At 68.8% G+C, this 11,875-nt stretch carries 8 protein-coding genes; 5 read left to right on the top strand and 3 right to left on the bottom strand.

Going from position 1 to position 11,875, the window contains the following annotated elements; all coding sequences use genetic code 11:
- The first annotated feature begins 79 nt into the window (after positions 1 to 79).
- A complete protein-coding gene (locus tag AC5JJ2_RS10195; RefSeq protein ID WP_495857877.1) occupies positions 80 to 1,627 on the top strand; it encodes a serine/threonine protein kinase in 1,548 nt (515 codons plus the stop codon).
- A gap of 170 nt (positions 1,628 to 1,797) precedes the next feature.
- Here AC5JJ2_RS10195 and hemG read toward each other — a convergent pair whose 3' ends face one another.
- Together hemG and AC5JJ2_RS10185 are read right to left on the bottom strand one after the other, a co-directional pair.
- Positions 1,798 to 3,165 carry a protoporphyrinogen oxidase gene (hemG, locus tag AC5JJ2_RS10190; protein ID WP_495857876.1) on the bottom strand — a complete coding sequence of 456 codons (1,368 nt, stop codon included), beginning with the start codon at positions 3,163 to 3,165 and terminating at the stop codon, positions 1,798 to 1,800.
- A gap of 109 nt (positions 3,166 to 3,274) precedes the next feature.
- Positions 3,275 to 4,522: an outer membrane protein assembly factor BamB family protein gene (locus AC5JJ2_RS10185; RefSeq protein WP_495857875.1), complete on the bottom strand. Its 1,248-nt coding sequence runs from the start codon at positions 4,520 to 4,522 to the stop codon at positions 3,275 to 3,277.
- Positions 4,523 to 4,768: 246 nt separating this feature from the next.
- On the opposite strand from AC5JJ2_RS10185, the gene AC5JJ2_RS10180 reads away from it, so the two are divergent.
- From AC5JJ2_RS10180 to AC5JJ2_RS10165, 4 genes are all read left to right on the top strand, one after another.
- Complete coding sequence (locus AC5JJ2_RS10180; protein ID WP_495857874.1) at positions 4,769 to 5,629, top strand: TIGR03000 domain-containing protein; 861 nt, start codon at positions 4,769 to 4,771, stop codon at positions 5,627 to 5,629.
- A 240-nt stretch (positions 5,630 to 5,869) separates the two neighbouring features.
- Positions 5,870 to 7,483: an NAD(P)/FAD-dependent oxidoreductase gene (locus AC5JJ2_RS10175; RefSeq protein WP_495857873.1), complete on the top strand. Its 1,614-nt coding sequence runs from the start codon at positions 5,870 to 5,872 to the stop codon at positions 7,481 to 7,483.
- Positions 7,484 to 7,617: 134 nt separating this feature from the next.
- The gene (locus tag AC5JJ2_RS10170) at positions 7,618 to 8,745 is read left to right on the top strand and encodes a DUF1559 domain-containing protein (RefSeq protein WP_495857872.1); all 1,128 of its coding nucleotides are present in this window, start codon (positions 7,618 to 7,620) and stop codon (positions 8,743 to 8,745) included.
- A gap of 97 nt (positions 8,746 to 8,842) precedes the next feature.
- Complete coding sequence (locus AC5JJ2_RS10165) at positions 8,843 to 10,120, top strand: metallophosphoesterase (protein WP_495857871.1); 1,278 nt, start codon at positions 8,843 to 8,845, stop codon at positions 10,118 to 10,120.
- 52 nt (positions 10,121 to 10,172) lie between these two features.
- Here the strand turns inward: AC5JJ2_RS10165 and AC5JJ2_RS10160 are convergent, their stop codons facing one another.
- Entirely contained in the window at positions 10,173 to 11,633 is a 1,461-nt protein-coding gene (locus tag AC5JJ2_RS10160) for a sigma-54-dependent transcriptional regulator (protein ID WP_495857870.1), read from the bottom strand.
- Positions 11,634 to 11,875 lie beyond the last annotated feature (242 nt).

Raw genomic sequence — 11,875 nt, 5'->3', positions numbered from 1 at the left:
GGTCCGCCCGGCCGTTTCCCGCGGCCCGGTTCGTGAGCTACAATAAGGTTCCGCCGCCGCCCCTCCGAGATTGCCGCGAATGCCATCGGATTCCGTCGAATCGTTCCTCGACCTGGCCCGCGAGAACCGCCTGCTCCCGACCGACCAGGTGCAAGACCTGGTCCGCCAGTCCGCCGTGCCGCAGGAGAACCTGCCGGCGCTGTGCGAGGCGCTCGTCGCCCGCGGGCTGCTGACGCCGTTCCAATCGGCCCGCATCCGCGAGGGCCGCGGCCGGGAGCTGTCGTTCGCCGGGTACCCGATCCTCGACGACCGCGGCCCCTGCCCCGGCGGGTTCGAGCTGACGGCGAAGCACCCCAGCCTCCGCACGCCGATCGTGCTGCGGCGGATCGACACCGAGTGGCTCGCCCCGGCCGACAACCTGTCCGCGTTCGTCCAGCGGGCGCAGCACGCCAGCACGATCACGCACCGCCACCTCAAGACGCTGTTGGACGCCGGGGCCTACGAGGACCAGCTGTTCGTCGTGCTGGAACCCTACGAGGGGGCGACGCTCGAACAGCTCGTGCGGGACATCGGGCCGATGCCGGCGTTCCTGGCGTGCCAGTTCGTCCGGCAGGCGGCCCAGGGGCTGGAGGCGGCGCACCGCAGCGGCCACGCCCACGGCGACGTGCGGCCCGGCGTCCTGTACGTCGCCCCGCTCGCGCAGTCGAACCGGCTGAAGGCGGACGGCACGCCGCTGTTCCGGCCCGCGCCGACGGCGGCGGTCAAGGTCGCGGAGTTCGGCCTCGTCCCCCGCCGTCCGGCGATGACCGCCTGGCCGGCGGCGAACGACCTCCCGCCGGACCGGCTGACGTACCTCCCGCCGGAGCGCGCGGCGGCCGGCGACGCGACCGTCGCCGGGGACGTGTACGGCCTCGGGCTGACGCTCAGCTTCCTGCTCACGGGCCGCCCGCCGTTCCAGGCGAAAACGGCGGCCGAGATGCTAACGAACGTCACCGCCGGCGGGCCGCTGCCGTTGCCGCTGCTCCGCCCGGACCTGCCGCCGGAACTGGTGAACCTCGTCGGCGGCATGATCGCGAAGGACCCGGACCTGCGGCCGTCGATGGCCGTCGTGATCGACCGGCTGGCGCGATTCATCGCGCCGGCGGCCGCGGCCCCGCCGGCCCCGGTCGGCCCGAAGCCGGCCGAGTCGAGCATTCTCGGGCCGGAGCCGCCGACGCTGCTGACGAACGCCGCGCCGGTGGTGGCGCAGCCGATCCCGCCGGAGCTGGTCACGGAGAAGCCGATCGACCTTGCCCCGGTCGCCCTGCCGAGCGAGTGGGACGTGCAGCCGTTCCACGGCTCGACCGGCGACGGCGAGCACATGTTGGCCCCGGCCGCGGAAGTGCAGCCGGATTCGTCCGCGTCCGGCGACCTGTCGGACTTCTCGCGGGCTACGACCCGGCCGGTGACCCGCCGGCGGGGGATGACGGCCGAGGAAGCGCGGCAGCAGAAGAAGCAGTGGGGGCTGATCGCGGCCGGGCTGTGGCTGTTGTCGATCCCGCTCTGGTTCATCCTGCTCAACACCTACGGCTGCTTCGATGGCAAGAAGCCCGACCCCGAACCGCCGGTCAAGAAGGGGAAGAAGTAGGGCGGGTCAAGGCTTTGCGCCGACCCGCCGCCACGGTCCCGACCGACTCGTCGTTTCTCGACGGGGGGTCGCGACCCCCGGCGGGTCTTCGTAGGGCGGGTCAAGGCTTTGCGCCGACCCGCCGGGGCGGCTGTCACCGACGGCGGGTCGGCGCAAAGCCTTGACCCGCCCTACAAGAACAACTCTGCGATCCGCTCCGCTTGCTCGGTGCAGTCGTTCAGCGCGACGCCGCGGTAGGCGTTGCCGCCGAGGATCAGCCCGCGGTGGCGGGCCGCGGCCGCCTCGATCCGGCCGACCCGCGCCAGGTGGCCGACGACGTACTGCGGGATCGCCTTCGGCCACCGCACGATCCGGTGGAACGTCACCTCGCCGCGGACCCCCATCGTTGCCTTCATCTCGTCGTGAACCTTCCGTAGAAGTGTCTCGTCGTCCCACGCCAGCGCGTCCGGGCGGTTGACGCCGCCGCAAAGGACCCGCCACGTCACGAACCCCGGCGGGGCGCGGTCCGGGAAGATGGACGAGCACCACTGCACGCCGAGCGCGTCCCGCCCCGTCCGCTGCGGGGCGATGTACCCGAACCCGTCCAGGTCGTGCGGCACGTCGGCCCGCCGATAACCCAGGACGACGACCGCGATCGGCGTGTACCCGATGCCCGCGATCTCGGCCGCGAGTTCCGCGTCCACGTCCGCGAGTAACTCCGCCTGCCGGTGGGCCGGGCACGTCACGACGACCGCGTCCGCGGGCCACGCCCCCGCGCCGTCGCCGCGGACCAGCCAAGCGGTCGGCGTCTTCTCGATTCGCCGAACGTTCTCGCCCGTCTTCACCGGGACGGCGTTCGCCAGCGCCTCGATCAGCACGCGGAGGCCGGCGCGGAACGACCACATCCGCGGCGGCCCCGGTTTCGGTAACCCGGCCGCTTCCGCCGCGCGCCGCTTCTCCTTCGACGCGCGGAGGAAGCCGCGGATGACGCTGCCGGCCTCCCGCTCGAACTTCGGCAGCCGGGGGAACGCGGCCGCGACGCTCAGCTGCGTCGGGTCGCCGCCGTGGATGCCGGTGACGAGCGCGTCGATGAACGTGTCCGCCGTCTCGCGGCCGAACCGCCGCGTCGCGAAGGCGGCGACCGTTTCATCTTCGGGAAGGTTCTGCGGCCGGCCGCGGAACGGTTCGGTCAGCAGCTTCAGCTTGCCGCCGACGGAAAGGAGCGGCGTGCGGAGGATGCCGAGCGGCGACGCGGGGAGCTTGTGGAGGCGGTCGTTCAGGAAGAGGAACCGGTTTTTCCGCGACCCCTCGCTCGCGGGGATGAGCTGGTCGGCGAGTCCCAGGGACCGGCACAGGTCGAGGGTGGACGGCTTCGAGTCGAGGAACCCGTTCGGGCCGAGTTCGACGGTGTAACCGTTTTCGTACTCCGTCCAGACGTTCCCGCCGGGCCGGTCGGCCGATTCGAGGACGACGACTTCGGCCGCCGGCAGGCGTTCACGGATGCGGTACGCGGCGGCGAGGCCGGAGAGGCCGCCGCCGACAACGACGATGCGGGACATAGTAGTAGGCACACTCCGTGTGCCGTTTGCTCCCTCTCACCAACAGCTCTCGCGGGTTCTCGAAGACTCGACCCCGCGGACGGCACACGGAGTGTGCCTACTACTATTGTTACGCCCCCTTGCCCTGGATGCAGAACAGGTGCTTCGCCCCGCGGATGTACAACTTCCCGTCCGCCACCGCCGGGGACGCGAACACGGCCTCGCCGATGTCCCCGTCGCCGACCTTCTCGAACGCCGTCGGGTTCGCTTTCAGCACGACCGCCTTGCCCCGCTCGTCCACGATGACGAACTTGTCACCGACCAGCACCGGCGACGCCGACACGGCGCTGTTCGTCGCCCGCTCGGACCACTTGATCTTCCCCGTCTTCAGCTCCAAACATTCCGCGACGCCCTGGTCCGTCACCCAGTAAATGTGGCCGTCCTTCACCACCGGGCACGGCACGTAGGGGGCCAGCTTACTCGACCGCTTCTCCCAATCGACGCTCACCTCGGTTCCGTTGATCGTGATGCCCGCGCAGTACCGGCTGCCGCTCCCGTCGCCGGTCAGGCAGACGACGGAATCGCCCGCGAGCAGCGGCGACGCCACGGACCGGAGGGCCATCTCGCCGTCCTTCCAGGGGATGGTCCAGTTCCAGTTGATCGCCCCGGTCTTCGCGTCGTACCCGGCGGCCCCCGCCGTGCTGAACACGACGACCTCGAACTTGCCCGGCGACGGCTCGCGGAGCACCGGCGTCGAGTAGCAGGCCCGGTACGCTTTCCTGGACTGGCTCCACGCCTTCTCCCCGGTCTTCGCGTCGAGCGCCACGACCTCGGCCCCGCCGTCCTGGTCGAAGTTCACGTACACCTTGCCGTCGTGGACGATCGGCGACAGCCCGGCCCCGTGTTGGCTCTCGAAGCTGCCGAGCTTCGCCACCCACTTCGGCTCGCCGGCGAAATCGACGGCGTGGACGGCTACCGCCTTGCCGTCCCACACGGCGCAGTAGATCAGCGTTCCGTCGCTCGTCGGCGTGCAGGACGCCAGCGACGACTTCTGGTGGACCTTCGCCGGCTGCCCGCCGAACGCCCGCTCCCAGACCGGCTTCCCGGTCGCCGCGTCGAGGCAGACGAGCGCCCGCTTCGACCCGTCGCCGGACGCGGTTTGGAGGAACAGCTTGCCCTTCACGATGATCGGGGAGGAGTTCCCGCTGCCGGGCAGCTCCTGCGCCCAGCGGACGTTGTCCTTCTTGGTCCACTTCAGCGGGATCGGGTCGCTGGCGGTCCCGTCGCCGTTCGGCCCGCGGAACCGGGTCCAGTCGGCGGCGGTGACGGAGATCGCGGCGAACGCGGATAGAAGAAGGTAGAGTCGCAGCCGGCGCATGGGTGTTCTCGTGAAAACGTGAGGCGGGGCGGGTTCGTGGCGATTATCGCAGAACTTTTCGCCGCGGCAACCGCGTTCCGTTCGCTGCTCTATATAGCCGCCGGCTTGCCGGCGGGGTTTTGCGACTTCAAAACTATATAGGACGGTAGCCGGGTGGTGAAAAATCACGCCCGGCCGCGGTCGCAAATTGCCATCCGCCGGGCCGGGTGCGACAATCACCCTATTCCTGACCGGGAGAAACCGACCATGCCCCGCACGTTCCGCACCGGCCTGCTCGCGCTGACCGCCGCGTTCTCGATGGCCGCCGTGTCCTTCCACGCCGCCGCCCAGGAGAAGAAGGCGGACGACAAGAAGGCCGACGAAAAGAAACTCGGCAAGGCCGTCCTCAAGGTGACGGTCCCGAACGACACGGCCGAGCTGAAGATCGACAACCAGCTGATGAAAACGACCGGCAAGGTCCGCGAGTTCGACGTGGTGGGCCTCGACCCGAAGAAGACTTACGAGTACGAGATCGTCATCAAGTTCGAGCCGAACAATTACAACACGATCACCCGGAAGAAGACGGTTACGTTCAAGGGGACGGAGACGCAGATCGTCGCCGACCTGACGAAGGACGACCCGACGGACAAGGTGGTGATCCGGTTCGTGCCGACGCCGGACGACATCGTGGCCCAGATGCTGAAACTCGGCTCCGTCGGCAAGGACGACATCGTCTACGATCTCGGCTGCGGCGACGGCCGGATTGTGATCGCCGCCGTGCGGGACGCGAAGGCGCTGGCCGGCGTCGGCATCGACCTCGACCCGGAGCGGGTGAAGGAATCGACGGAGGCCGTGAAGAAGGCGAAGCTCGAGGACAAGGTCGAGATCCGGCAGGGCGACGTGCTGGAGATCAAGGACCTGGCCGACGCGTCGGTCGTGATGATCTACATGAGCGACGAGTTGGGCAAGCTGCTGGAGCCGCGGCTGAAGAAGCTGTTGCAGCCGGGGACGCGGGTGGTGTCGCACCGGTTCACGCTCGGCGAGTGGAAGCCGGAGAAGACGATCAACGTCATGGGCGACGACGGCGACGAGTACACGCTCCACCTGTGGACCGTGCCGGGGAAGTAATGCTGCTTCCGGCCTGAAGGGCCGGTTCTTAGAGCGAAGGCCGTCAGGCCTGGACCCGACCGCCACACAACATCACGGCCCTGAAGGGGCCGTTCATTCTGAGGCTCGCCCTCGAATGAACGGCCCCTTCAGGGCCGCGGCGTTGCTACTCGCTCTTCCAGGCCTGACGGCCTTCGCTCTAAGAACCGGCCCTTCAGGCCGGAAAACCTCGGCTGGGGTTCGGTTCACTATTCTGAATACATGGCCCTCCGCGTCGCAAACCTCGCGCTGCCGGTCGAGGAACCGGAAGCGAACCTGCCCGCCCAGCTCGCCCGCGCCGTCGGCGTTTCGCCGGCGGACGTACACCACTGGCGCATCCTCCGCAAGTCGCTCGACGTTCGCGACAAGCGGCAACTCAAGTTCGTCTACAACTTCGAGGTCGCGCTCAACCCCGGCGTGTCGCCGCGGCCGCCGGCGTTCGGGCCGGCCCGCGTCGAGCCGTTCGACGACCCGCCGTTCGCCATGCCGGACCCCGGCCCGACGCCGCTGCCGCACCGCCCGGTCGTCGTCGGCAGCGGCCCCGCCGGCCTCGTCTGCGGGTACTTTCTCGCGAAGCACGGCTATCGGCCGATCGTGCTGGAGCGCGGCACGAAGGTCAGCGACCGCATCCGGGACGTGAAGCGGTTCGACGCCGGCGGCGCGTTCGACCCGACCAGCAACTACCTGTTCGGCGAGGGCGGGGCCGGCACGTTCTCGGACGGCAAGCTCACCTGCCGCGGCAGCGGGGCCGACTTCCACCGCGTCCTCGAACTGTTCGCCGAATGCAAGGGGCAGCAGGCCGGGCGGCCGAACATCCTCTACTACCACCGGCCGCACCTTGGCAGCAACCGGCTGCCGGCCGTCGTGAAGGCGATCCGCCAGCGGATCGAGGAGTACGGCGGCGAGGTCCGGTTCCTCACGACGGTCGAAGATTTACACTTCGACGACGCCGGGCTGAAGGGCGTCGCCACGTCGTCCGGGTTCATCCCCACGTCGGTGCTGGTACTGGCGACCGGCCACTCGGCCCGCGACACCTACGAGATGCTCGCCGCCCGCCGCGTGCCGATGACGCTCAAGCCGTTCCAGTTCGGCGTGCGCATCGAGCACCCGCAGGCCGTCATCAACGAGGTGCAGTACGGCTACCGGCACGAGCACTACGAGGACGCGCTCGGCAACGCCGACTACTCGCTCGTCGCCCGCGGGGCGAACGACCTGTTCACGTTCTGCATGTGCGCCGGCGGGTACATCATCCCGAGCGTGTCGGACGAGGGGTACTTCTGCACGAACGGGATGAGCCTGTCGAAGCGGGACTCGCCGTTCGCGAACAGCGGCCTCGTCGTGACCGTGCCGGTCGAGCAGTTCGAGGGGACGGACATCCTCGCCGGCGTTCGACTCCAGCAGAAGTACGAGAAGCTGGCGTTCGAGCTGGGCCGCGGCCGGTACGCCGCGCCGGGGCAGCGGGCGACGGACTTCCTCGCGCGGCGGGCGACGCCGACGCTACCGAAAACGAGCTATCCGCGGGAGGTGGTCTCCGCGGACCTGCGGGCGTTGCTGCCGCCGGTCGTGGCGGCGGCGGTGGCGGCCGGGCTGCCGCAGATGGACCGCCGGTGGCAGGGCCGGTTCCTGGCAGACGCGGTGCTGTTCGGGCCGGAGACGCGGGGCAGCTCGCCGGTGCGGATCGACCGGGACGTGGACACCCGCGAGTCGCCGGGCGTGCCGGGCCTGTACCCGGTCGGCGAGGGGGCCGGGTTCGCCGGCGGGATCGTGTCGGCGGCCGTGGACGGCCTCCGGACGGCGAAGGCGATCGTAAAAAAGCACTTCGCCCCGGCCCGGTAACCATTTGAAAATTTCTGGTGACTTCCCGAAATCTTCTCGTCATACTGCCGGGGTGAGGGCTTTCTCCCGTCGTCCGGGGCTTGGCTCCCTTTCCCTTTTAGCCACGCCGCCGGCGGTCCCCTCCGGAGGTTATCATGATCCGTCCTCGTCCGCGTTCCGGGTTCACGCTGATCGAGCTGCTGGTGGTGATCGCCATCATCGCGATCCTGATCGGGCTGCTCCTCCCCGCCGTCCAAAAGGTCCGCGAGGCCGCCGCCCGCATGAGCTGCCAGAACAACCTAAAGCAGTTGGGGCTGGCCCTGCACAGCTACGAGAGCGCCAACGGCAAGCTCCCGCCGTGGGGGTTCGACTTCACCGTCGCCCCGTCTGGCAACCCGTACGGCAACCAACGGCAAGGGTTCACGTCGATCGTCTTGATCGCCCCCCACATCGAGCAGGAGAATCTAGCGAAGCTCGTGAACCTGCAGCGGTCGATCATCGACCCGGTGAACCTGCCGGCCCCCGCCCCCGGCGCGTCGAACATCGCGGGGGCGACGCCGGTCAAGGTGTTCGTGTGCCCGTCCACGCCGTCCGGCATGGACCTGGCGAACTACGACCTCATCATGACCGGGTACTTCGGGAACACCGGCCACCGATACTCCCGGACGGACTACTGGCCGTTCACCGGGTTCGACGAGGCCCTGCTGGCAACGACCCGGTGCGGCAACCCGCTCAACTCGCCGGTGATGGCCGCGAACGATTCCCGGTACGCCACCGGGGCGCTGAGCACGCGGGCCGGCACGCCGACGGAAAAACAGGGGAACGCCCTCCTTGCCATCACCGACGGGACGAGCAACACGCTGTTCTTCACCGAGATCGCCGGCCGCGGTCTGGCGATCTACATGAAGGGCCGGAACCTCGGGCCGACGCCGTCCACGGCCGCCCAATACATCTCCATGTCCCCGGTCCCGGTCGTCCCGGTCGGCGGGGTCGGGTCGGTCGGCGACGCCAGCCAGTTCGCCCGCGGCACATGGGCGGACCAGAACGGCGTGTCCTTCGTCCGCGGGTACGCGCTGAACGCGACGAACAACCAAGCGGACGCCGCGGCCGGGTGCAACATCGTCAACGTTTCCAACCACGCCGCCCCGTACGCATTCCACACCGGTGGGGCGAACATGCTGCGGTGTGACGGATCGGTCAGCTTCCTCCGAGACACGACGACCGGCCCGGTGGTCATCGCCCTCGTCACCCGCGCCGGCGGGGAGACGTTCTCACTCGATTGACCTGTGCGAAAGTTCGATGAATCGGCCGGCGGGGGATTCCATTTCCCCCGCCGGCCGATTAGCTTTTCCCCAGCCTTCCCACCCGGAGCACGTCCTCATGAACCGCTTGCTTCTCGGCGTCACCGTCGTCGCCGTCCTCGCCGCGACGGTCGCCCTGTCCCGCCAGGCCCCGGCCGACGGCACGCCGAAGGCCGACGGGCCGTTCCGCGTCGTCACGGACGAGAAGAACCCGTGGACGCACCTGAAGCCCCCGGTCTCCAACGACCAGTTCCAGTTCGCCATCGTGTCCGACCGCACCGGCGGCCACCGGGCCAACGTCTTCGCGAAGGCCGTCCAGCAACTGAACCTGCTCCAGCCGGAGTTCGTCATGTCCGTCGGCGACCTCGTCGAGGGGTACAAGACGAACGTGGAGGCGATCACGAAGGAGTGGGACGAGTTCGACGCCTACGCCAAGAAGTTGGAGATGCCGTTCTTCTACGTCCCCGGCAACCACGACATGACGAACACGAAGCTCGTCGAGTTCTGGGGCGGGCGGTTCGGCAAGAGCTACTACCACTTCACGTACAAGAACACGCTGTTCCTAAGCGTCAACAGCGAGGACGGCAAGGCGTCGAAGGTGAGCGAGAAGCAAGTCGAGGCGGTGAAGAAGGCGCTCGACGAGAACAAGGGGGTGAACTGGACGCTCCTGTTCGTCCACAAGCCGCTGTGGGCGGCGAAGGACCTGGAGGAGAACGGCTGGCTCGGGATCGAGAAGGCGCTCGAGGGGCGGAAGTACACGGTGTTCTGCGGGCACGTCCACCGGTACCAGAAGTACGTCCGCAACGGGATGAACTACTACCAGCTCGCGACGACCGGCGGCGGCAGCAAGCTCCGCGGCCCGGAGTACGGCGAGTTCGACCACCTGACGTGGATCACGATGAAGCCGGACGGCCCGCTCATCGCGAACATCTTGATGGACGGCATCCTGCCGGAGAACCTGCAACTGCCGGAGGTCAACGAGCCGGGCACGGTGGTGAAGAAGCAGCCGCTGGTGGCCGTCACCGGGAAGGTGACGATGGACGGCAAGCCGGTGGCCGGGGTGACGATCACGTTCGTCCAGCAGAACGCGCCGACCGGGTTCCGCAACGTGTCGGCCGACAGCCTGACCGGCAAGGACGGCGAGTTCACGCTGAGCAGCTACGAGAAGTTCGACGGCGCGCCGGCCGGGAAGTACCGTGTGACGGTCGTGAAGACCGGCCGCGGCTACTACGACGGCGAGCACCCGGAGAAGTCGCAGTTGCCGGAGAAGTACACGAAGGGTTCGACGACGCCGCTGATCGCGGAAGTGAAGGCCGGCAGCCCGAACACGATCGACATCGCCATCGAGTCGAAGTGATTGGATTTGAAATCGCAAAGCCCAGGGTCGGCCGACCCTGGGCTTTCTTCGTTTACCCCGCCCGCCGCTGCCGCTCGTCCTCGTACTTGTGCAGCTTGTTGTAGAGCGTCTTCAGGCTGATCCCCAACTCCGTCGCCGTCGCCTGCTTGTTTTGGTTGTTCTTCGCGTACACCTGGAGGATGTACTCCATCTCCACGTCCTCCAGCGTCTTGCCCCGCGGCTGCGGCGGGAGCGGCGCGGCGGCCGCCGGTTGCGGCGGCGGGGCGAACGTCGGCGTCGGGAACTGCAACGTCACGGGCGCGGGCGGGGCCTGGCGGCCTGTGCGAACGTCGTGCGGCAGGTGCGCCGACGAGATCGGCCGACCGCCGCTGACGATCCACGCGTACTCCATCGCGTTCGACAACTCCCGCACGTTCCCCGGCCAGAAGTAGTGCGCCATCACCCCGAGCGCCTCGGCCGTCAGCAGCCCGGCCACGGCCTCGGCCGGCCGCTTCGCGTGCCGGGCGAGCAGGTGCTTCGCCAACTCCGCGATGTCCTCCGGCCGCTCCCGCAGCGGGGGCAGGTGGATGTGGAACGTGTTCAGCCGGAACAGCAAGTCCTCGCGGAACCGCCCCTCGGCGATCTCCTTCTTCAGGTCCCGGTTCGTCGCGCAGACGACCCGCACGTCCGTCGTCAGCGGGTCGGTGTCCCCGAGCCGCCGGATTTCGCCGGACTCCAGGAACCGCAGCATTTTCACCTGAATGTTCTTGTCGAGTTCGCCCAACTCGTCCAGGAACAGCGTGCCGCCGTTGGCGACCTCGAACATCCCCTTGCGGTCCTTGTCCGCGCCGGTGAACGACCCCTTGCGGTGACCGAACAGCTCGCTCTCGGCGAGCGTCTGCGCGACGGCCCCGCAGTTCACCGGCACGAACGGCATCGCCGCCCGGTGCGACCGCATGAAGATCGAGCGGGCCACCACTTCCTTGCCCGTGCCCGTCTCGCCGGTGATGAGGACGGTCGCGTCCGTCGGGGCGACGGTGTTGACGAACTGCTGGACCGGGATCATGGCCGGGCTGGCCCCGACGAGCATCCCCGGCCCCTCGGCCGCGACGACCCGCGTGTGCAGGGCGGCCGCCTGGTTGCTCAGCTTCTTCTTCTCGACGATCCGCATCAGCAGGCCTTCGATGTCCGCCAGCTTGCACGGCTTCGTGAGGTAGTCGAACGCGCCGAGCCGCAGGGCCGTCACCGTCGTGTCCTGGCTGGCGTACCCGGTCATGATGACCGCTTCCGTGTCCGGCGACACCTGCTTCAGGTGCGCGAGCACTTGCAGACCGGACGTGTCGTGCTCCATCTTCAGGTCGAGGATGGCGGCGTCGAACGTGGCCCGCTGCATCGTCTCGACGGCACTGCGGGTGTCCGAACAGACGGTCACGTCGTGGCCGAGCCTCGGCAGCTCCGTCTTCATGAACTCGCGGAGGTGCGGCTCGTCGTCCACAAACAGGACGCGGAGCTTCAATTGCGGGGTCGCGTTCACGGTTTGCTGTCCTCGGGTCTGACTCACGCCACGCCTTCGTCCGACGGGGCCTTGAGGCCCACCGTCTTTTCTTGTTCCCTCCCCCCCTTGGGGGGGAGGGTTAGGGAGGGGGTTAGCTTCCCTCCCTCGGACGCGATCCTTACTGGGAGGGACTCGCTTGGGGGGGGGGCGGGCGCGCCCCCCCCCCCCCCCCGCGCCCGCGCCCCCCCCCCCCCCACACCCGCGACCCACCCCCCCCCCCC

It is taken from the genome of Limnoglobus sp., from assembly GCF_059499385.1.
This window is presented reverse-complemented; position numbering and strand designations above follow the sequence as displayed.

Bases quoted from the DNA above. Each gene is read 5' to 3' on its own strand.
- AC5JJ2_RS10165 (WP_495857871.1), top strand. From the start codon at position 8,843: ATGAACCGCTTGCTTCTCGGCGTCACCGTCGTCGCCGTCCTCGCCGCG.
- hemG (WP_495857876.1), bottom strand. From the start codon at position 3,165: ATGTCCCGCATCGTCGTTGTCGGCGGCGGCCTCTCCGGCCTCGCCGCC.
- AC5JJ2_RS10170 (WP_495857872.1), top strand. From the start codon at position 7,618: ATGATCCGTCCTCGTCCGCGTTCCGGGTTCACGCTGATCGAGCTGCTG.
- AC5JJ2_RS10175 (WP_495857873.1), top strand. From the start codon at position 5,870: ATGGCCCTCCGCGTCGCAAACCTCGCGCTGCCGGTCGAGGAACCGGAA.
- AC5JJ2_RS10180 (WP_495857874.1), top strand. From the start codon at position 4,769: ATGCCCCGCACGTTCCGCACCGGCCTGCTCGCGCTGACCGCCGCGTTC.
- AC5JJ2_RS10195 (WP_495857877.1), top strand. From the start codon at position 80: ATGCCATCGGATTCCGTCGAATCGTTCCTCGACCTGGCCCGCGAGAAC.
- AC5JJ2_RS10185 (WP_495857875.1), bottom strand. From the start codon at position 4,522: ATGCGCCGGCTGCGACTCTACCTTCTTCTATCCGCGTTCGCCGCGATC.